The organism is Burkholderia sp. 4M9327F10, from assembly GCF_005503145.1.
Classification (GTDB): Bacteria; Pseudomonadota; Gammaproteobacteria; order Burkholderiales; family Burkholderiaceae; genus Paraburkholderia.
This window is the reverse complement of record NZ_SCNV01000033.1, coordinates 39,242-57,064: the sequence shown is the minus strand read 5'-3', so window position 1 is coordinate 57,064 and position 17,823 is coordinate 39,242. Positions and strand designations below refer to the sequence as shown.

General features: G+C 63.2%; 22 protein-coding genes and 1 tRNA gene. 11 read left to right on the top strand and 12 right to left on the bottom strand.

Annotated features, from left to right (window positions below; all coding sequences use genetic code 11):
• Positions 1 to 192: 192 nt before the first annotated feature.
• The gene (locus FFS45_RS25735; RefSeq protein ID WP_137957453.1) at positions 193 to 933 is read right to left on the bottom strand and encodes an SH3 domain-containing protein; all 741 of its coding nucleotides are present in this window, start codon (positions 931 to 933) and stop codon (positions 193 to 195) included.
• A gap of 488 nt (positions 934 to 1,421) precedes the next feature.
• Here FFS45_RS25735 and FFS45_RS25730 point away from each other — a divergent pair, with 488 nt between their 5' ends.
• Together FFS45_RS25730 and FFS45_RS25725 are read left to right on the top strand one after the other, a co-directional pair.
• Entirely contained in the window at positions 1,422 to 1,784 is a 363-nt protein-coding gene (locus FFS45_RS25730) for a hypothetical protein (RefSeq protein ID WP_137957452.1), read from the top strand.
• Between the two features lie 219 nt (positions 1,785 to 2,003).
• On the top strand, positions 2,004 to 2,243 hold the full coding sequence (locus tag FFS45_RS25725) for a hypothetical protein (RefSeq protein ID WP_137957451.1): 240 nt from the start codon (positions 2,004 to 2,006) through the stop codon (positions 2,241 to 2,243).
• 63 nt (positions 2,244 to 2,306) lie between these two features.
• Here the strand turns inward: FFS45_RS25725 and FFS45_RS25720 are convergent, their stop codons facing one another.
• From FFS45_RS25720 to ssuD, 4 genes are all read right to left on the bottom strand, one after another.
• Positions 2,307 to 2,522, bottom strand: coding sequence for a molybdopterin-binding protein (locus FFS45_RS25720; protein WP_115782798.1), 216 nt, complete (start codon positions 2,520 to 2,522; stop codon positions 2,307 to 2,309).
• A 47-nt stretch (positions 2,523 to 2,569) separates the two neighbouring features.
• The gene (locus FFS45_RS25715; RefSeq protein ID WP_137957450.1) at positions 2,570 to 3,529 is read right to left on the bottom strand and encodes an ATP-binding cassette domain-containing protein; all 960 of its coding nucleotides are present in this window, start codon (positions 3,527 to 3,529) and stop codon (positions 2,570 to 2,572) included.
• Positions 3,526 to 4,332 (bottom strand): aliphatic sulfonate ABC transporter permease SsuC, encoded by an 807-nt coding sequence (ssuC, locus tag FFS45_RS25710; RefSeq protein ID WP_249362926.1) that lies wholly within the window; start codon positions 4,330 to 4,332, stop codon positions 3,526 to 3,528. The genes FFS45_RS25715 and ssuC overlap by 4 nt, the downstream gene beginning before the upstream one ends.
• Positions 4,333 to 4,445: 113 nt before the next feature.
• The gene (gene ssuD, locus FFS45_RS25705) at positions 4,446 to 5,603 is read right to left on the bottom strand and encodes an FMNH2-dependent alkanesulfonate monooxygenase (RefSeq protein ID WP_137957449.1); all 1,158 of its coding nucleotides are present in this window, start codon (positions 5,601 to 5,603) and stop codon (positions 4,446 to 4,448) included.
• 538 nt (positions 5,604 to 6,141) lie between these two features.
• Between ssuD and FFS45_RS25700 the strand changes: the two genes are divergently transcribed.
• A complete protein-coding gene (locus FFS45_RS25700) occupies positions 6,142 to 6,567 on the top strand; it encodes a hypothetical protein (RefSeq protein ID WP_137957448.1) in 426 nt (141 codons plus the stop codon).
• A gap of 35 nt (positions 6,568 to 6,602) precedes the next feature.
• On the opposite strand, the gene FFS45_RS25695 is transcribed toward FFS45_RS25700, so the two are convergent.
• Positions 6,603 to 7,736: an enoyl-CoA hydratase/isomerase family protein gene (locus tag FFS45_RS25695; protein WP_137957447.1), complete on the bottom strand. Its 1,134-nt coding sequence runs from the start codon at positions 7,734 to 7,736 to the stop codon at positions 6,603 to 6,605.
• A gap of 46 nt (positions 7,737 to 7,782) precedes the next feature.
• A complete protein-coding gene (locus FFS45_RS25690) occupies positions 7,783 to 8,667 on the bottom strand; it encodes a TetR/AcrR family transcriptional regulator (RefSeq protein WP_137957446.1) in 885 nt (294 codons plus the stop codon).
• Positions 8,668 to 8,801: 134 nt separating this feature from the next.
• Here FFS45_RS25690 and FFS45_RS25685 point away from each other — a divergent pair, with 134 nt between their 5' ends.
• Positions 8,802 to 9,770 (top strand): NAD-dependent epimerase/dehydratase family protein, encoded by a 969-nt coding sequence (locus FFS45_RS25685; protein ID WP_137957445.1) that lies wholly within the window; start codon positions 8,802 to 8,804, stop codon positions 9,768 to 9,770.
• A 75-nt stretch (positions 9,771 to 9,845) separates the two neighbouring features.
• Here the strand turns inward: FFS45_RS25685 and FFS45_RS25680 are convergent, their stop codons facing one another.
• On the bottom strand, positions 9,846 to 10,133 hold the full coding sequence (locus FFS45_RS25680; protein WP_137957444.1) for a DUF1488 domain-containing protein: 288 nt from the start codon (positions 10,131 to 10,133) through the stop codon (positions 9,846 to 9,848).
• A 421-nt stretch (positions 10,134 to 10,554) separates the two neighbouring features.
• On the opposite strand from FFS45_RS25680, the gene FFS45_RS25675 reads away from it, so the two are divergent.
• Positions 10,555 to 10,896 (top strand): hypothetical protein, encoded by a 342-nt coding sequence (locus FFS45_RS25675; RefSeq protein ID WP_137957500.1) that lies wholly within the window; start codon positions 10,555 to 10,557, stop codon positions 10,894 to 10,896.
• Between the two features lie 13 nt (positions 10,897 to 10,909).
• Here FFS45_RS25675 and FFS45_RS25670 read toward each other — a convergent pair whose 3' ends face one another.
• Together FFS45_RS25670 and FFS45_RS25665 are read right to left on the bottom strand one after the other, a co-directional pair.
• Entirely contained in the window at positions 10,910 to 11,248 is a 339-nt protein-coding gene (locus FFS45_RS25670) for a multidrug efflux SMR transporter (protein ID WP_137957443.1), read from the bottom strand.
• 4 nt (positions 11,249 to 11,252) lie between these two features.
• Complete coding sequence (locus FFS45_RS25665; protein ID WP_137957442.1) at positions 11,253 to 11,750, bottom strand: heme-degrading domain-containing protein; 498 nt, start codon at positions 11,748 to 11,750, stop codon at positions 11,253 to 11,255.
• A gap of 339 nt (positions 11,751 to 12,089) precedes the next feature.
• On the opposite strand from FFS45_RS25665, the gene FFS45_RS25660 reads away from it, so the two are divergent.
• A tRNA-Met gene (locus FFS45_RS25660) sits at positions 12,090 to 12,166 on the top strand.
• A 209-nt stretch (positions 12,167 to 12,375) separates the two neighbouring features.
• On the opposite strand, the gene FFS45_RS25655 is transcribed toward FFS45_RS25660, so the two are convergent.
• Both FFS45_RS25655 and FFS45_RS41855 read right to left on the bottom strand, forming a co-directional pair.
• Positions 12,376 to 12,684, bottom strand: a complete 309-nt coding sequence (locus tag FFS45_RS25655) for a hypothetical protein (RefSeq protein ID WP_137957441.1) — start codon at positions 12,682 to 12,684, stop codon at positions 12,376 to 12,378.
• A gap of 18 nt (positions 12,685 to 12,702) precedes the next feature.
• Entirely contained in the window at positions 12,703 to 12,876 is a 174-nt protein-coding gene (locus FFS45_RS41855; protein WP_171029750.1) for a hypothetical protein, read from the bottom strand.
• 238 nt (positions 12,877 to 13,114) lie between these two features.
• On the opposite strand from FFS45_RS41855, the gene FFS45_RS25650 reads away from it, so the two are divergent.
• From FFS45_RS25650 to FFS45_RS25630, 5 genes are all read left to right on the top strand, one after another.
• A complete protein-coding gene (locus FFS45_RS25650; protein ID WP_137957440.1) occupies positions 13,115 to 13,660 on the top strand; it encodes an NUDIX hydrolase in 546 nt (181 codons plus the stop codon).
• Positions 13,661 to 13,671: 11 nt separating this feature from the next.
• Complete coding sequence (gene aat / locus FFS45_RS25645; protein WP_137957439.1) at positions 13,672 to 14,421, top strand: leucyl/phenylalanyl-tRNA--protein transferase; 750 nt, start codon at positions 13,672 to 13,674, stop codon at positions 14,419 to 14,421.
• Positions 14,422 to 14,715: 294 nt separating this feature from the next.
• On the top strand, positions 14,716 to 15,546 hold the full coding sequence (locus FFS45_RS25640) for an arginyltransferase (RefSeq protein ID WP_137957438.1): 831 nt from the start codon (positions 14,716 to 14,718) through the stop codon (positions 15,544 to 15,546).
• 137 nt (positions 15,547 to 15,683) lie between these two features.
• Positions 15,684 to 16,706 (top strand): quinone-dependent dihydroorotate dehydrogenase, encoded by a 1,023-nt coding sequence (locus FFS45_RS25635; protein WP_137957437.1) that lies wholly within the window; start codon positions 15,684 to 15,686, stop codon positions 16,704 to 16,706.
• Positions 16,707 to 16,865: 159 nt separating this feature from the next.
• Entirely contained in the window at positions 16,866 to 17,663 is a 798-nt protein-coding gene (locus FFS45_RS25630) for a cystine ABC transporter substrate-binding protein (RefSeq protein ID WP_137957436.1), read from the top strand.
• Positions 17,664 to 17,823: the final 160 nt, after the last annotated feature.

Sequence of the window (17,823 nt, the reverse complement as noted above, 5' to 3'; positions counted from 1 at the left end):
AAAGCGTATTTCTGAATTGAATTCAGACTGATCCGCTGATTTTCAGTCACTCGCCAATCCTTGTCTTCTGCTCCGTTTAACGGGCAATTGCGCCGCGTGACATGCGGGCGGTTGCAATCACGCAGTCGACGTCAGGACGCTCCATCGACATGGAGACATCCGTCCGGCTGCCTCCGTGCACAGATCCTCACCCTAGTTGTGCTGTTCATGATCGTCGTGTCCGCCACCGCCTCCGCCGTGCTCTGGCTGAGGAGCAGCGTGACCGGCCGGCGGGCCGCCATGTGGCTGCGGCGCTGCGCCATGCTCCATGGGCGGCGCCCCATGCTGTTCCTGTGGAGAACCGCCATGTACGGGCTGTGGGCCACCTTGCGCCTGCGGCGGGCCTGCATGCATCGGCTGCTGGGCAGCATGCGCCGGCGGCGGATTGCCCGGTCCCGGAGGTGGCGCGCCATGTTGTGGGGGCGGTGCGCCGCGAACCACCCGCGGTGTGCCGCCTCGCCCGGGCGGTGGTCCAGGCGGCGGTGGCGCATGATGAGCCCAGCGTGCTTCGTCGTTATACCAAGGGCGCCCGCGGTAATAGTTGCCCCAATAAGCGCCGATTGAGAAGGTCACCACCGGCAGGCCTATCACCGTTCCGTAGGTCAGGATGGGCACATTGCTACCCTGATACGGGTAGCTGAGATTACCTGCATAGACCCACCCCCGCAGATCCGGCAATACCACGTCACACCAGGTGTAGCCGCTCACGCACCCCATCACCGTGACCGGCGCACCGGCGGGCAACTGTGACACCGCAGGGTAATCGTCCGCTGGGCCGGCATACAGATTCACAGGGCTGTTGGTATAGGCCTGTGCCTGGGCGAACGCCAGACCAGGCAATGCCAACAGCCCTGTGGCGCCCACGATCAATCCACTGACAAGTCTTTTTCGCATCGTTCCTCCCGCGCGGTCAGGTTATTTTCACGTCCGGCATGCTGCGAACGCTCGCTTGAATGAGCCCTGACCAAGGGGGCAGCAAATTGTGTTCCTGATCCAAACACAATAAACTTGCACAGGACCAATCGGGTAATTTACTTAGGATTGCAATATATAAAATCCAGATCTCATCGTTATCCAGCCGACCCTACCCGAAAAAGCCGATGCGGCCTTCGATCATCCAGACCATCATCGCGCACACCATCCACGCCAAGCGGCGACACCCCCTGCCACCGCGTTAGAAACCGTAAGGCACGTAACCGCCTCTGAAACCCAATTCACACAAAGACGCCCTACACTGCCCTCTCCTCTTCCCTGAGAGGATTTTGTCTCTCACACTCTTGCGGCCCACTTCCCCTGGTGGGCCTTTTTTTATCGTACCCGCGGCAAACCTGCCGCCTGACCTACAATAGCCGGCTAAAACGTTAGGGCATGAGGATGCAACAATGCAGTCAAGAATTCGCACACTCGCGCTGAGCTTGCTCACAGCATGTTTCGCGCTCAACGCAAACGCCGAGATGACGGCCGAGCAATACAAGCAATGGGCGCACGCCGACAACAATTCGGTGTACGCCGCCTACATCACGGGCGCGCTGAACGAACTGGGTTGGGCCAACGGCGATCTGATCTCGAAGAAACGCCCACCGCTCTTCTGCCCGCCCGAAAACCTGCCGATCGGCCCCCAGACGGTCTACCCGATGCTCGACGAATTTTTCACGAATCACCCGGGGCTTTCCGATGACTTCCCGGTGGGTCTCGCCATCCTGCGCTCGCTGCAAGCGGCGTTTCCGTGTCCGAAGGGGCGTTAAGCCGCAGTTGGCCTGAATGCCCCGAAGCGGCGCGGGCAGCGCGGGCGCTTCTCGTCCGCGGCTCTTCCAGGCGGCAAGAGCCGCTCACAAGATTTTCAAGGCACAGCGAATTTTCCGATCGGATCGAGGTCTACGGAGGAACAGACCGCCTGGCGGCGCGGGCAGTGGCGGGCAGTGGCGGGCCGTCAGGCGCGAAGCACGGCCACGGGGGAGGATGGGATGAGACAGCGGAAACCTGTATCGCTCGCAGCAGCTTGCTTACTCGGTACGTTCGCAACCGCAGCCGCGCTCGCTCAGACTCCGCCCAAGGAGAACGGCGCCTCGATGGTGAAACCGCCTGACGTAGCCGGCGCCGCCAATCCGGCCAACCCGGATCATATGCCGGTCAAGCGGCCGCCCAAGTCGGTTCAGGACAAGATGATGCATGCGCCGCCGGCCAGCGCGGCCGCCGCAAAATAGCCGGGCCACGAACAGGACAGCGGCAACCCTGTCGGCATGCCGCCACGCACGCGCTGCACGGCTTCACAGGCGAGCGATCGACACCTCCGTCGACTTCACCAGCGCCACCACTTCCGAGCCGACCTTCAGGTCGAGTTCGTCGACCGAACGGGTTGTAATCACCGAAGTCACGATGCCAAACGGCGTCTCGACATCGACTTCGGACACCACCGAGCCGCGGATGATTTCCTTTACCTTGCCTTTGAACTGATTGCGTACATTGATTGCGGAAATGCTCATATCGAGTGACTCCAGTAGATCGATAAAAAACGGTCAAGCAAGGAAGGTTAGACAGCCCAACGGACTTCAGTCGGCCGGACGATACGGCTGTCGTGAGCGGAATCCACGTCGCGAGGCGCGAGTACGCCATCATCCGGCGCGGTTTTCAGCACACGCTGCAGCACATGTTCTTCGAGCGCGGCAAAACCCGCCGAAGCCCGCGCCCGAGGCCGCTCGAGCGGCACGGGCTGATCGAGCGCAATGCGCCCTTCTTCGATCAGCAAAATCCGGTCGCCCAGCGCGACTGCCTCATGCACGTCGTGCGTGACAAGCAGAGCAGTAAAGCGATGCTCGCGCCACAGGCGTTCGATTAGTGCATGCATCTCGATGCGGGTGAGCGCGTCGAGCGCCCCGAGCGGCTCGTCGAGCAGCAGCAACTGCGGCCGATGCACGAGCGCACGCGCGAGCGCCACCCGTTGACGCTGTCCGCCGGACAACTGGGCCGGCCAGTCGTTGGCCCGCTCCAGCAGCCCCACTTCGGCGAGCACCGCACGCGCATCCTCACGCGCGCCGCGAGACAGGCCGAGCATCACGTTCTGCAGCACGCTCTTCCACGGCAACAGCCGGGCATCCTGAAACATGATGCGAGTGTCGAGCGGCTGGCCTTGCGCAGTGCGTTTCTCGAGCACGCCCGAGCTCGGAGTCTCGAGCCCGGCTACAAGCCTCAGCAAGGTGGACTTGCCGCAGCCGCTGCGGCCGACGATCGCGACAAAGCTGCCGCGCTCGATCGACAGATTGAAATCGTTCAGCACCGTACGCTTGCCGTACTGCTTGGCGACACCGCGCAGTTCCACCGCGTGGTCCCCACTGCGCGGCGCCTGCCGCGCCAGCGCTCCCGAGGCATGCGCCGGCCACCCCTCAGCGGCTTCTTCCGCGTCACGGTCGAGCGTGCGGGCCTGCGCCAGTTCCGCCTCGAGATCGGCGCCTGCAACGCCACCGAAGCTCGTCGAAAATGTCGAGGCCGTCATGCTTTCGCTCCCCGTTGATAGGCCGGATGCCAGCGCAGCGTGACGCGTTCGAGCGTCTTCGCCAGCAGGTCGGCCAGTTTGCCGAGCGCGGCGTACAGCAGGATGCCGACGACCACCACGTCGGTTTGCAGGAACTCGCGGGCATTCATCGTCATATAGCCGATACCGGATTGCGCGGAGATCGTTTCCGCGACGATCAGCGTGACCCACATCAGGCCGAACGCAAAGCGCACGCCAACCAGAATCGACGGCAGCGCGCCCGGCAGGATCACATCCCAGTACAGGCGCACACCCTTTACGCCATAGCTGCGCGCCATTTCGATCAGGTTTGCATCCACCGAGCGGATGCCGTGAAAGGTATTCACATAGATCGGAAAGAAGACGCCGAGCGCGACGAGGAACACCTTCGCCTCTTCTTCAATGCCGAACCACAGGATCACGAGCGGGATCATCGCCAGTGCCGGGATATTACGGACCATCTGCACGGTCGAGTCGAGCGCCACTTCGATCGGTCTGAAGAGGCCCGTCGCGAGACCGAGCGCAAGACCGATGCTGCCGCCCACTGCAAAGCCCGAGACCGCACGCCACGTGCTGACCTTCACATCGGCCCACATCTCGCCCGACTGGATCAGCGACCATGCCGCCTTCACCACCGCGAGGGGTTCGGGCAGCACCCGCGTCGAGAGCAGGCCGCTGCGAGCCGCAAACTCCCACGCGAGCAGGATCGCGAGCGGCGCGATCCACGGCGCAAGATGTGCGCCGAGCCGCCGCCACCTGCCTTCAGTTAGATTGGATTGAGCCATGATCGCTTACTCCACTTCGTGTCCAGACATAGGGGGCCGGCACCCGGCGCATGCGGCGAGAGATGCGCTTCGCTGCACCCGCCCATGCGCGCACCGGCACGCCCGTGCCGCCATCAGCTTGCGCTGACCTTCGGCAAGTAGTTGTTGCCGACGATCTCGCCAAACGGCCCCGAGAGCGGTCCGCTCGCGCTCGTGCGCTTGCGGTTCGGCAAGAGCGGAAACACCAGTTCGGCAAAGCGGTACGACTCTTCCAGGTGCGGATAGCCGGACAAGATGAAGGTTTCGATGCCCAGCTCCGCGTACTCTTTCATGCGCTCCGCCACCTGCTCAGGACTGCCGACCAGTGCCGTTCCGGCTCCGCCACGCACGAGCCCCACCCCAGCCCAGACGTTCGGATAGACCTCGAGGTCCTGACGGCCACCGCGCTTGCCGCCATGCAACGCGGCCATGCGGCGCTGCCCTTCGGAATCCATCTTGGCAAACGACGCCTGCGCGCGAGCGATGGTCTCGTCGTCGAGCTTGCTGATCAGCTTGTCGGCGGCGGCCCATGCTTCCTCCTCGGTCTCGCGCACGATGACGTGAAAGCGGATCCCGAACTTGATCTTGCGGCCACGCGCCTCGGCGCGGGCGCGAATGTCGGCGATTTTCTTCGCAACCGCTTCAGGCGGTTCGCCCCAGGTCAGATAGGTGTCGATATGCTCGCCCGCCATCTCGTGCGCGGCCGGCGACGAACCGCCGAACCACAGCGGCGGATGCGGCTCCTGCACGGGCGGATACAGCAGCTTGCCGCCCTTCGAGCTCAGATGCTTGCCCTCGAAGTCGATCGTATCGTTGGTGTGCGCCGCGGTGAGCGTCTTGCGCCAGATGTGCAGGAATTCGTCGGTGATCTCGTAGCGGGTGTCGTGACTGACGAACACGCCGTCGCCTTCTAGTTCCGCTGCATCGCCACCCGTCACAACGTTGATCAGCAGACGCCCGCCCGAGAGCCGGTCGAAGGTCGAAGCCATGCGCGCCGCGAGTCCCGGCGAGGTGATGCCCGGGCGAATCGCGACGAGGAACTTCAGGCGCCGCGTCGCCGCAATCAGGCTCGAGGCGACCACCCAGGCATCTTCACATGAGCGGCCGGTGGGCAGCAGCACGCCCTCGTAGCCGAGCGTATCGGCGGCGACGGCGATCTGCTGAAAATAGTCGTAATCGGCTGCGCGTGCGCCTTGGGACGTACCGAGATAGCGGCTATCGCCGTGAGTCGGGATGAACCAGAACACATTCATTGACTGCTCCTGCTTGTTCGAGACTGGATAGATTGACGGGGCGAACGGCTCGGCGCGCCCACAGGGCAAACTTCACCGCACCGTGAGGCAAGGCGCCGCACGGCAAACCGGGACAGCAAGCCGTGCGGACCGCAAGCCGCGCGAATGGCGGGCGGAAAGCGGCCTAGCAGCAAAGCCGGCCGCGCACAAACGCTCCGGCGGGGAGGATGGCGTTCGGCTTCAGACAGGACATCGCAACGGCTTCCCTTGACGAAACACGCGCCTCGCCGGCGCGCGGTAAGTGGGCGACGGCGCCCGTGCCGTCTACATGAGGAAGCAGTCTATGGACCGGCCCCAGCCTTTTGAACGATTTTTTTTAGCTTAGGTTTTCCACTTTCGTGATTAGCCCGACGCTGCAGCATACGGCAGCCCACCTCGAATCAGACAGACCGTCTATATAATGACGCGTCTTTCGATAATCCGGCCCGGGTTGCATTGCGCATCATTTCGTACCTTTTTCGTACCCATTGCGCCGCCCGAGCCCTTGGTGCTGCACCGCATGCAAAAAATCATCCTGCCGTTCGTGTCCGGTTTTCTGGCCTCACTGTTCTTTCACGAATCGACACTCGCGCTGCTGCACGCCGCCGGGCTGATCGACCCGGCAGGCTTCTCGACCGCGCCGTTCCAGCCGCTCGGGCTGCCTGAATTCATTGCGAATGCGATCTGGAGCGCCGTGTGGGCGGTGTTGATGGCGTGGTTGCTGCGCGTGGCGCCCGAGCGCCGCGCACCGTGGATTCAGGCGTTCGTGTTCGGCGGCATCGCGCTCACCGCGGCGAGCGTGTTCGTGGTCGACCCGCTGCGCGGCATCTGGCCGAGCGGCAACATGCTGCCGCGGCTCGCCATGGCTTTCGCCGCCAATGCCATGTGGGGATGGGGTGCGCTCGTCTTCATGCGCGCGTTCATGGCGCCTGAAGACGAGGCTTGAGGGAACCCGGGCGGTTCCCTTCGGGGTTCTGCGCTTTAGCCCTGCAGATCGGCTAGCGGATGCTCCGCCGCCGACCAGGGGCTTTCGAACATCTTCGCGACATCGTCGACGCTGACGTCCTCAATACGCGCGAAGCGCCAGCGCGGGGCGTTGTCCTTGTCGATGATGCGGGCGCGAATGCCTTCGACCACGTCGCCGTGCGCAAAGCTCGTGCGCGTCAGATCCAGATCGCGGCGCAGACAATCCGCCATGGCGCCCTCTGCGCGCGTCACAACCTCCAGCGACACCGCCATCGACAGCGGCGAGCGCTCACGCAGCACGCCGATCGTCTGCTCCGCCCATTCGGCGGCCTCGCAGCCGGCTTTTTCCGCTTCCAGCGAAGCCAGAATCTGCCCCATATCCGGCAGCGCAAAATGCCCGTCGATAAACGAGCGCGTGCTCGCCAGCATCGAGGTATCAGGGGTCGGCGCGACCCTGTACGCCGCCGTTTCACGCTCCACACATGCCACCACATCGGCGCCGCGCTCGAACACCTCGCTGCGCAGCGTGTCGACGAGCGCGGGCAGCGCTTCGTCGTCGATATAGGCGTCGGCCAGCCCCGCATATAGCGCGTCAGCCGGGCCGATCGTCTCTCCGGTTACGGCCAGATAGCGGCCGAGGGCGCCCGGCGTGCGCGCGAGAAACCAGCCCGCGCCAACGTCGGGAAAGAGCCCGATACGCGTCTCCGGCATCGCCATGCGGGTCGAGCCGGTCACCACGCGCAGGCCGCCCGTGCGATGCGCGCCTTGCGAGATCCCCATGCCGCCGCCCATCACGACGCCGTTCGTCAAGGCAATGTAGGGCTTCGGATAAGTAAAGATGACGTGATTAAGGCGGTATTCCTCGATAAAGAAGGTATCGCGCGCCGCGTCGTCGCCGCGCTGAACCGTCTCGTACAGGAAGCGGACGTCGCCGCCCGCGCAGAACGCGCGCGGATGCGCGGTGCGCACCACCACTGCAAGTACGCCGGGATCTTCGCGCCAGGCTTCGAGCGCGGTGTGAATCGCCCGGATCATGCCGGTCGACAGTGCGTTCAATGCCTTCGGGCGCTCCAGTTCGATAAAACCGATGCGATTGGCAACGTAGGTGGTGACTTCGCCACTGACGGCGGATGCTTCGGAAGTAGACATGGCGTAGCGGTTGAAAAGGCTAGGTCGGTTGGAGGGAAGAACGTTATCACGCGCCGACGGCTTTCGGTTTCGCAGCCGGGCGGCGCGCACGCGTGGGACGGGAAGGCGCGGCGGGGCCGGTAGACGCCTCTGCAACCGGGGACGCCGGTGCGGCCTGTGCCATCGGCTCGCGCGCGCCGAACCACGCTTCCAGCGCGGCGTCGATGACGGTCTCGAGCGGTGCTGTCGGAAACACGGGACAGGTCAGATTGAGCGCGACGATACCGTGCATCGTCGCCCACAAGGCTTGCGCCCAGACCGCGCCATCCATCGACGCAGGCAGGCGCCCCGCCGCCCTCAGCTCTTCGAGCGAGCCCACCATCAGGCGCATTGCGGCGTCGCTGGACTCGTCGCCCGCCGCAGGGTTGATGAGCCGCGCGCCCTCGTTGGCGTCATCCTTCGTGGCCTGTTGCCCGTGCTGACCGGACGGGTCGTCCAGCTTCCCGCCGGCCTGCCCTTCAGCGGCGCCTGCAGCCCCGCTATCGGGCTGCTTGCCAGAACCTTTGTCCCCGTGCCCTCCGCTATAGAGCGCCGCGCTCATATAGGTCGGATCTTCCATGAAGATCAGCCGGTAGGTCTGCGGATGCGCAACGCCAAAAGCGATATAGGCACGGGCCAGCGCCTTGAGGCGTTCGGCCGGATCGGCAATCTGCGCGAGCGGCTCGAAGCTGGCGAGCAACTGCTCGTAGCCCTCCGCACAAAGCGCGCGCGCGATCTCGTCGCGGCTCTCGAAGTGCAGGTACAGCGTGGCCGGTGAATATTCGATGGCGTCGGCGATCTTGCGCATCGACAGCGCAGCAAAGCCTTCACGAATCACGATACGCCGCGCCGCATCGAGGATGCGTTCACGCAGCGCCTGCTTCTGGCGAGTCTTACGTTCGGTTATTCCCATGTGACGCATTTTCCGGTTGACAAACTGAAAAGTCAAATTAAACTGAACACCGTTTACTGAACGACGTTCATAAAGTTTCCAAAGGTCATTTACGACCGGCACCTCGCGACCGGTCACTTTTTCAAGGAGTCGTCATGGATAACGCAGGAAAAATCGGTCTGTTCGGCGCGGCCGGGGCCATCGGACAAAGCATTGCGGTCGCACTCGCGGCCGCCGGCCGCCACTATCGGGTCATCGGCCGCTCGCGCAGCGCGCTGCAAGCCGCCTTCGGGCGGGATCCGCACGCGGAAATCGCAACCTGGAATCCCGAGGAGCCGGCCTCGATCGCTGCGGCGGCGCGAGGCTTGCAGACCGCCGTGTATCTGGTCGGCGTGCCCTACGACCAGTTCGAAAAGCATCCGCCCCTGATGGAAAAAACGCTTGCGGGCTTGCGCGCGGCGGGTGTCGAACGACTGATCCTGATCGGCACCGTCTATCCCTACGGCCGCGCGCAAAGCAATCCGGTTACGGAAGCGCATCCGCGTGAGCCGCATACCTTCAAGGGCCGCATGCGGCTCGCCCAGGAAAATCTGGTGCTCGATGCGCATGGCCGCGATGGACTCTCCACGCTCGTGTTGCGCCTACCGGACTTCTACGGCCCGCGCATCGAACGCAGCTTTCTGAATGGCGTATTCGAGGGTGCGGCGCGCGGCACACGCGCCCAGATGATCGGCCCGATCGACGTGCCGCATGAATTTGTGTTCGTGCCGGATGTCGGCCCGGTGGTCGAAACGCTGACTCGCACGCCGCAGGCTTACGGCCGCTGGCTGCATCTTGCGGGCGCCGGGACGATTACCCAGCGCGAAGTAGCCACCAAAGCGTATGCGTTAGCGGGACGCGAACCCAAGCTGATGGTGGCCGGCAAGCCGATGCTGCGCGTGCTCGGACTGTTCAATCCAATCATCCGGGAAACGGTCGAGATGAATTACCTCGTGAGCGAGCCGCTCATACTCGAAGACAGCGCCCTGCAAGGTTTGATCGGGCCCATCAGGAAGACTTCCTATGAGCAAGGCATTCGCCTCGCCTTCGAGGCGGCTAGAGATGCGCTGAAGGTGGCCGCCTGAAGGTCCGATACGGCGGCAGGCTGTGCGAGTAGTTGCCTTGGTGGAGTGGCGCTTTGCTGGATACAGCCCCACCGCTTACATGCCTGCTGCGTTGCCCGGCGGAAAGTGTCCGCTCTTCAGCAACACGGGCGTGCCGTTGCTGATCTGCAAATGCTCGCGCGCCACCGCCTCAATGCGGCCGCGCCCCGCGTCGAAAGCACGCATCCAGCCTTCCCGGTCTTCGGAGCATGCGCCGAAATGGTCCTCGAGCGCTTCGACCGAGATCGCGCATGGCACGGCCTCGCCATCGACCAGCGCCGGAAATACGACAGTCAGATTGGAATCGCGGTAAGCGGGTGCGTCCGCGGGAAACCGAATTTCCATGGTCGCCTCATCAGAAGAATCCGTCGGAAAATCAGGCGCCGGCCAAAGCGGCGGCGCGGTTCGGATCTGGCGGTTATGGTACTCGCCCGAGCGGACCGCGGTCCACCTTTGAGGTCCACCTTTGACGCCGCACGTACCGCAGGTGTCCCACTTACCGCAGATGCCGCAGGCGCCCCATGTCAGACCGCGCGATGCGCCCGTAACGCGACAGGCACGTTCCGTGCGTGGGGGGCTAAACGGAACCGGCTGGGATCAGAATGCCCTGAACACGCCTGAGCGGCGCGTCCCAGCCCCTACGCCCTTGACCGCTGGAAGCAGCGACGACGGCTCACTTGCGTTGCTGTCCCGATTCGTCTAACAAGGACACACCATGAAGCAATTTGCCCAGCGCCTTCACCCGCTTGGCCACCTCCGCGCCGGCATGACAGCGTCCGCCGTTGTGCGCGGGTTCGTGCGCATCGGCGCGCTGCCCGCTGCGGCGGCCGCGTTGCTCGTGGGCGGCTTGAGCGGGTGTGCGTCGTCGAACACAACCTCGCTGATCCATCTGCCGAACGGCGAAACCGGTTTCGCGGTGAACTGCAGCGGGGCGGACGCCAGTTCGAGCTGGGCATCGTGCTACGTCCAGGCAGGCCAGGCTTGTGGCCCCACCGGTTACGACATCATCTCGAAAGACAACGACCAGGGCGGTGCAGCCGGCGGCAGCGTAACCAACGTGGTTTCAGCGAACGTGAAGAATCGCTCGATGGTCATCCGCTGCAAATAAGGCGCACAGCGTATCAGTGCGCCTGCATCTTCGAAAACAGGTTCAGCACGACCACGCCGGAAATGATGAGGCCCAGTCCAACGATGGCAGGCCAATCGGGCACCTGGCGATACAGCACGAGCGCAACGAGCGTAATCAGCACAATGCCGGCGCCGGACCAGACCGCATAGACGATGCCGACCGGAATGCTCTTGAGCGTGAGAGAAAGACAATAAAACGCTACGCCATATCCGAGCACCACAATCACGCTAGGCAACACGCGGGAGAAACCCTCGGCCGCGCGTAGCGCCGAGGTAGCAACAACTTCAGCGACGATGGCGATCGCAAGCAGCGCATAAGGAGGCACGCGCATTGGTTCAGGCCTTTGCAAGCGCGAGCTTGCTGTAGTCGTGACCGAGATGCGCGCACAGTGCTTCGACAACCAGTTCATGATCGGCTCGTTGCGGCAAGCCGGACACCGTGATCGAACCGATCACGCCCGCACCGGCGACCGTCAACGGAAAAGCACCGCCGTGCGAGGCATATTCATTGAGCGGCAAGCCGTGCTTTTCAGCGAGCGTGCTGCCTGCCTGCTGCATGCGCAAACCGATCGCATAAGAACTGCGCCGGAAATGCGCGACCACGTTCCCCTTGCGACGCGCCCAATCGGCGTTGTCAGGCGTGGCGCCAGCGAGCAGGCTGAAGAAGAGCGGCTGACCGAAGGTGCGCACGTCGATAGCAAGCGCGAGTCCGCGCGCCTTGCCGAGCTCGTGCAGATAGGCGCCGACCTGCCACGCACGGTCGGCGTCGAAATGGGGGAACACCAGCGTGTTTTCCTGAGCAAGAACCGACTGCAGATCGTGAGCGATGTCCATGGGCCGAAGAAGAACAGGAGAAGGATGCGCCTGCGCAACTCGCGGGGCATCAATGCCTATCCCTTGAGTAGCGACGCAGATGGAAAGCGGATTCTAGCGCAGCGTCGACGCGAAGCAGTTGCGATCTTGCGGCCGGATCTGTTGCGCTGCTGTTGCAACGCGTGCACGGACCATGCAGGGACACGCATATCACCAAGGGCATCAATACCGGGAACGAACAGTGCGACAGACCGTGCGACACACAGCGATCGAATACGCCCTCACCCGCATGTTGAAGTCTGTTCTTAAAAAGGTATTGCACGGGCCAGCCGTTTGGCCTATAATCTTTTCTTCGACGGACGCGGGGTGGAGCAGTCTGGCAGCTCGTCGGGCTCATAACCCGAAGGTCGTAGGTTCAAATCCTACCCCCGCAACCAAGCAGCGAATCAAAGTAGCTCACGTCGAAAATCATCAAGGGCTTGCCGGATAGGCAGGCTTTTTTGTTTGCTGCTCCTGTTCACGTCAGTCGTCTCGCAGGCCCTCTTTGAGTACCGCTTGCTAATCACTGGCACCGCGCATTAGCACCGCGCACTAGCACCCCACACTAGCGCCGCGCTCATCCGTACCCCTGATACTGCATGGCGCGCTAAAAATCCTCTACCATCGCAAACAACGCCGTCACGCCCGCCGTACTTAAAATCAGCCGGTTCCGCGAAAGCAGCGCCTCCAGCAACTGGTCCGAGAACACCGACGTTCCGAGCCCGCACAATGGAAAAATGCAGATGCCGCTCGAAAAATCCGCGGCGGTGGCTTTGCAGAAAAAGGCTCGCACAGGATGCACTCCTCTTGCTGAACCCCGCACCGGCATACGCAGGCGTTTGACATAGCGGGCCCACGACCAAGCCACCGCAATCACGTAGGAAAATCCATCAATCTGTAGTCCGAATGGAAACATGCAAATAAAAAGTCACGCTCAAACGATGTTAAATACCTTGAGCGACGCTGCGCCCGCGCCGATCACGGCGCCCACCGTATGCAGGTCAACCGAGCGATCAATCCAGCCGAAGAAAATACTGGCAGTGAGTGCTCCAACCGCAGCGCAGTTAGTGATAATCCGAAGCCGATAGAAGATGTTTTTCTTTCGCATGACGCCTTGCTCCTACTGTGTTTTCAATGCTTCAAACCGACGCGATTCAATAGCGTAGCAATCCTAACGCAAATTTCATCACGTTGCTAAGCGCTTCCGTCGAATTAGCCATTCGGCCGGGCGTGCATCCCGGCTCCGCGTCCCTCTCTGTGCCACGGCCCCGATCCGTCGCACAGGCGCCCATCTTGAAAGCTCGCCCTGGTGATAAACTCCTACCACCATTCTTCGTCCCCTTCCTATGAAATTCTGTTCTGTCTGCGGTCACCCGGTCAGCCTGAGCATCCCGCCGGGCGACAATCGCGAGCGCTTTGTCTGCGCCAGTTGCGGTACCGTGCACTATCAGAATCCGCGCAATGTGGTCGGCACAATCCCGGTCTGGGACGACAAGGTGCTCCTGTGCCGCCGCGCGATCGAACCGCGCTACGGCTACTGGACCCTGCCCGCCGGTTTCATGGAAATGGGCGAGACCACCTCCGAAGGGGCTTCCCGCGAAACCCTGGAGGAAGCCGGCGCGCGCGTCGAGGTGCAGAACCTGTTCTCGCTGCTCAACGTGCCGCACGTGCACCAGGTGCATCTGTTTTACCTCGCGCGGCTGCTCGATCTCGACCTCGACGCCGGCGAGGAAAGCCTCGAAGTGAAGCTGTTCGAGGAGCACGAGATTCCGTGGGACGACATCGCGTTTCCGACGGTCGGGCAAACCCTGCGCTTTTTCTTCGCTGACCGCCGCGCGGGCAGCTACGGTCTGCATACCGGCGACATCTTCCGCTCGCTGCGCGAAGGCTGAGCGGCACGCGCATGGTTCCCTGGCTCGGACCCGACGATCCGTTCCCTGCCGTCGAGCGCGCGCTCGGCGCGGCAAGCGGTGCGCCGGGCCTGCTCGCCGCCAGCGCCGACCTGCTGCCCTCGCGCCTGATCGACGCCTACCGGCGCGGCATCTTCCCCTGGTATTCGGACGGCCAGCCGGTGCTCTGGTGGAGTCCCGATCCACGCATGATCCTGCGCCCGGCGGAATTCAAGGTTTCCCCCTCGCTGCGCAAGACCTTGAAGAAAGTGCTGCGCGAGGACGCGTGGGAAATCCGCGTCGACCACGATTTCGCGGCCGTGATGCGCGCCTGCGCTCTGGCGCCCCGCCGCGTACAGCGCGGCACGTGGATCACCGCCGACGTCGTCGAAGCCTATTCGTCCCTGCACCGCACGGGCGATGCACACAGCATCGAAACCTGGTTCGAGGGCGAGCGTGTGGGTGGCCTGTACGGCGTGTCGTTCGGGCGGATGTTCTTCGGCGAATCGATGTTTGCCGAGGTCACCGACGCGTCGAAAATCGCGCTCGCAGCGCTGGTCGGACACTTGCGGCGCCACGGGATAGAGCTGATCGACTGCCAGCAGAATACGTCGCATCTGGCCTCGCTCGGTGGCCACGAGATCCCGCGCAAGATGTTCATTGCGCACGTCCGCTCGACCGTCGACGCCGAGCCGATCCCCTGGCGCTTCGGCAAGACGGTGCTGGAGGAACTGCTGTCGAAACCCGCGGTGGCCGGTTCGTGATACAGCGGGTCTCGCGGCGAATGGCGGCCGCTATTAGGGTTCTTTCCTTTAGAGGGGGCAGAACACAGCCTCCACTCATCCCCCACGCCCCCAATATGCCCCTTATCACCACGCCGCAGTGAACCCCAAAGCTTTTTGTGCCATCAGGCTTCACCCGAAGAAACAAATCGTGGCGCTCCGCAATATACTTGTCATTAATGCCGGGTCCGGCACGCATGACCGAAACGCCCCAGCGGGGCGCGCCGCCATTGAAACGAGTTTGAAAGACCCAAAGACGCTTCGAGAGCTGCCAACGTGACGCACCCCAACGAGCTGCCGCTTTCACCGCTTTCCGCGCTGCAATTTTATGCAACGGCGCCGTACCCCTGCAGTTATCTGGAGGGGCGCGTGGCGCGCTCGCAGGTCGCCACACCGAGCCACCTGATCAACTCCGACGTCTACACCGACCTCGTCAAGGCCGGCTTCCGGCGCTCGGGCGTGTTCACCTACCGCCCGTATTGCGACGGCTGCCGCGCCTGCGTGCCGGTGCGCGTGCCGGTCGACCAGTTTCTGCCAAACCGCACGCAACGCAAGGTATGGAAAAAGCATGGCGGCCTCGTCGCCACGGTCGCCCCGCTGCACTACGACGAAGAACACTACGCGCTCTATATGCGCTACCAGTCGGCGCGGCACGCCGGCGGCGGCATGGATCGCGACAGCCGCGACCAGTACGAACAGTTTCTGCTGCAAAGCCGGATAAACTCGCGCCTCGTCGAATTCCGCGAGCCGCTGGCGGAACACCCAGATGCCCCCGGCCTGCTGCGCATGATCAGCATGATCGACATCCTCGGCGACGGGCTTTCCTCGGTCTATACCTTCTTCGAGCCGGATCTGCCGCACAGCAGCTTCGGCACCTACAACATCTACTGGCAGATCGAACAGGCGCGCAGCCTGCGATTGCCTTACGTCTACCTCGGCTACTGGATCCGCGAGAGCCAGAAAATGGCCTATAAGGCCAATTTCCGGCCGCTGGAAGGCCTGATTGACAGCACCTGGAGAACGCTCGATCCGCACAACCTCGAGTTGCCGCCGGTCGACGCCGCCATCCAGGGCCGGCGCGGCCCGGTCCGGCTGCAGCCGCGCTGAGAACACAGGGCAAACAGTGAGGCGAACCCAAAGCGCATCGCCCGCGCCTTGACCTTGCATCCCGCCGCGCTCCCTGCCGCCTCGTTAAAGCCGGTAAAATGCCGGGTTCCCATTTTCAAGCCGACGGCTTTCGTCCCGTGTTCAGTTCCCTCTACCCGCTCGTACGCGCCCAACTCTTTCGCATGGACGCGGAAGACGCTCACCACCTGACGTTGCGCCTGCTCGGCGCAGCCGGCCGCACCGGCATCGCGGGCACGCTTGCGCCGCATGTGCCCGACGCGCCGCGCACGGTGATGGGGCTGACTTTCCGTAACCCGGTGGGACTCGCTGCCGGGCTCGACAAGGACGGCGCGTGCATCGACGGGCTGGCTGCGCTCGGCTTCGGTTTCATCGAGGTCGGCACGGTCACGCCGCGCGCCCAGCCGGGCAATCCGCGGCCGCGCATGTTCCGGCTGCCACAGGCAAACGCCGTGATCAACCGTATGGGCTTCAATAATGCCGGGGTCGACCAGTTCGTCAAGAACGTCCAGGCCGCGCGCTATCGCGGCACGCTCGGCCTGAATATCGGCAAGAACGCCGACACACCGATCGAGCGCGCCGCCGAGGATTATCTGTATTGTCTCGAACGCGTCTATCCGTTCGCAAGCTACGTGACGGTCAACATTTCCTCGCCGAACACCAAGAACCTGCGCCAGTTGCAGGGCGCGGGCGAACTCGACGCCCTGCTTGCCGCACTCAAGGACAAGCAGCAGCGCCTCGCCGACCTGCACGGCAAGCTCGTGCCGCTCGCGCTGAAGATCGCGCCGGATCTCGACGACGAGCAGATCAAGTCGATTGCCGATACCCTGCTGCGCCATCGCTTCGAAGGCGTGATCGCCACCAATACGACGCTCTCGCGCACCGCCGTCACGGGACTGCCGCACGCCGAGGAGACCGGCGGACTGTCGGGCAAGCCGGTGTTCGACGCATCCAATGAAGTGATCCGCAAGCTGCGCGCCGAAGTCGGCGAGACGGTGCCGATCATCGGCGTCGGCGGCATCTTCTCCGGTGAAGACGCGCGCGCCAAGCTCGCCGCGGGTGCGTCGCTGGTGCAGCTCTATACCGGCTTCATCTACCGTGGACCGGCGCTGGTGGCCGAGTGCGCACGGGCACTGGCGTAGACTGCGGGCGTGCCCGCCCGGCCAGGTTCAAGTCGGGACCGAGCCAGGTTATATAGGCATAAACAAACAGTATTTAAGTGCCGATAGTCTGTTTTGTTATCCTTTCCGCTGTTAAAACTGCCCTCCCCGGGCGATAAACACGAATAAAGGAAGGAACCGATGAAATTTGGCTTGCTGAAAAAAATCCTGCTGGCGGGTCTGATTGGCGCCTCGCTCACCGCCACGGCCGCCCACGCGGAGGATCTGCTCGATCAGGTCAAGCAAAGCGGCACGTTGCGCATCGGCCTCGAAGGCACGTTCCCGCCGTTCAACTCGAAGGCGCCGTCCGGTGAGCTGGTCGGTTTCGACGTGGATATCGCCAAGGCGGTCGCGGCGAAGCTCGGCGTGAAGCCGGTGTTCATCACCACGGAATGGAGCGGCATCATCGCGGGCCTGCAGGCCGGCAAGTTCGACGTGATCGTCAACCAGGTCGGCATCACGGATGCCCGCAAGCAGGTGCTCGATTTCTCGCCCGGCTACACCTTCTCGGCGGCACAACTGATCCAGCGCAAGGACGACTCGCGCCAGTTCAAGTCGCTCGAAGACCTGAAGGGCAAGAAGCTCGGCGTGGGTCTCGGCACCAACTACATGGATATGGCGAAATCGGTGCCGGGCATCGACGTCAAGACCTATCCGGGCGCGCCCGAATATCTGGCGGATCTCTCTGCCGGCCGTCTTGACGCCGCGCTCAACGACCGTCTGATGCTTGCGTATCTGCTGAAGACCTCGCCGCTGCCGCTGCGCACCGGCGCGATGGTCGGCACCGGCACGCCGTCGGGCATTCCGTTCAAGAAGGGCAATCCGAAGTTCGCCAAGGCGATCGACGACGCGATGACCCAGCTCGAAGCGGACGGCACCTTCGCGAAGATCTCCGACAAGTGGTTCGGCATCGACGTGACCAAGCCCATCGCGAACTGATCGCGCCGGCTGAAAGACCTCACGCAGACCCGACCCGCAACACAAGGCGGCATCCTCGTGATGCCGCTTTTTCTTTGCAGCGACGCGAGGCTGCACCGCTCCCGTCAAGCGCGCAGTTGCATCCTCTGCCCATGACCCGTTTATGATGTGCGCTTTGCTG

What these genes read in the sequence shown, in the direction of transcription:
- FFS45_RS25735 (WP_137957453.1), bottom strand. Translation starts at nt 933, where the DNA reads ATGCGAAAAAGACTTGTCAGTGGATTGATCGTGGGCGCCACAGGGCTG.
- FFS45_RS25730 (WP_137957452.1), top strand. Translation starts at nt 1,422, where the DNA reads ATGCAGTCAAGAATTCGCACACTCGCGCTGAGCTTGCTCACAGCATGT.
- FFS45_RS25725 (WP_137957451.1), top strand. Translation starts at nt 2,004, where the DNA reads ATGAGACAGCGGAAACCTGTATCGCTCGCAGCAGCTTGCTTACTCGGT.
- FFS45_RS25720 (WP_115782798.1), bottom strand. Translation starts at nt 2,522, where the DNA reads ATGAGCATTTCCGCAATCAATGTACGCAATCAGTTCAAAGGCAAGGTA.
- FFS45_RS25715 (WP_137957450.1), bottom strand. Translation starts at nt 3,529, where the DNA reads ATGACGGCCTCGACATTTTCGACGAGCTTCGGTGGCGTTGCAGGCGCC.
- ssuC (WP_249362926.1), bottom strand. Translation starts at nt 4,332, where the DNA reads ATGGCTCAATCCAATCTAACTGAAGGCAGGTGGCGGCGGCTCGGCGCA.
- ssuD (WP_137957449.1), bottom strand. Translation starts at nt 5,603, where the DNA reads ATGAATGTGTTCTGGTTCATCCCGACTCACGGCGATAGCCGCTATCTC.
- FFS45_RS25700 (WP_137957448.1), top strand. Translation starts at nt 6,142, where the DNA reads ATGCAAAAAATCATCCTGCCGTTCGTGTCCGGTTTTCTGGCCTCACTG.
- FFS45_RS25695 (WP_137957447.1), bottom strand. Translation starts at nt 7,736, where the DNA reads ATGTCTACTTCCGAAGCATCCGCCGTCAGTGGCGAAGTCACCACCTAC.
- FFS45_RS25690 (WP_137957446.1), bottom strand. Translation starts at nt 8,667, where the DNA reads ATGGGAATAACCGAACGTAAGACTCGCCAGAAGCAGGCGCTGCGTGAA.
- FFS45_RS25685 (WP_137957445.1), top strand. Translation starts at nt 8,802, where the DNA reads ATGGATAACGCAGGAAAAATCGGTCTGTTCGGCGCGGCCGGGGCCATC.
- FFS45_RS25680 (WP_137957444.1), bottom strand. Translation starts at nt 10,133, where the DNA reads ATGGAAATTCGGTTTCCCGCGGACGCACCCGCTTACCGCGATTCCAAT.
- FFS45_RS25675 (WP_137957500.1), top strand. Translation starts at nt 10,555, where the DNA reads ATGACAGCGTCCGCCGTTGTGCGCGGGTTCGTGCGCATCGGCGCGCTG.
- FFS45_RS25670 (WP_137957443.1), bottom strand. Translation starts at nt 11,248, where the DNA reads ATGCGCGTGCCTCCTTATGCGCTGCTTGCGATCGCCATCGTCGCTGAA.
- FFS45_RS25665 (WP_137957442.1), bottom strand. Translation starts at nt 11,750, where the DNA reads ATGGACATCGCTCACGATCTGCAGTCGGTTCTTGCTCAGGAAAACACG.
- FFS45_RS25655 (WP_137957441.1), bottom strand. Translation starts at nt 12,684, where the DNA reads ATGTTTCCATTCGGACTACAGATTGATGGATTTTCCTACGTGATTGCG.
- FFS45_RS41855 (WP_171029750.1), bottom strand. Translation starts at nt 12,876, where the DNA reads ATGCGAAAGAAAAACATCTTCTATCGGCTTCGGATTATCACTAACTGC.
- FFS45_RS25650 (WP_137957440.1), top strand. Translation starts at nt 13,115, where the DNA reads ATGAAATTCTGTTCTGTCTGCGGTCACCCGGTCAGCCTGAGCATCCCG.
- aat (WP_137957439.1), top strand. Translation starts at nt 13,672, where the DNA reads ATGGTTCCCTGGCTCGGACCCGACGATCCGTTCCCTGCCGTCGAGCGC.
- FFS45_RS25630 (WP_137957436.1), top strand. Translation starts at nt 16,866, where the DNA reads ATGAAATTTGGCTTGCTGAAAAAAATCCTGCTGGCGGGTCTGATTGGC.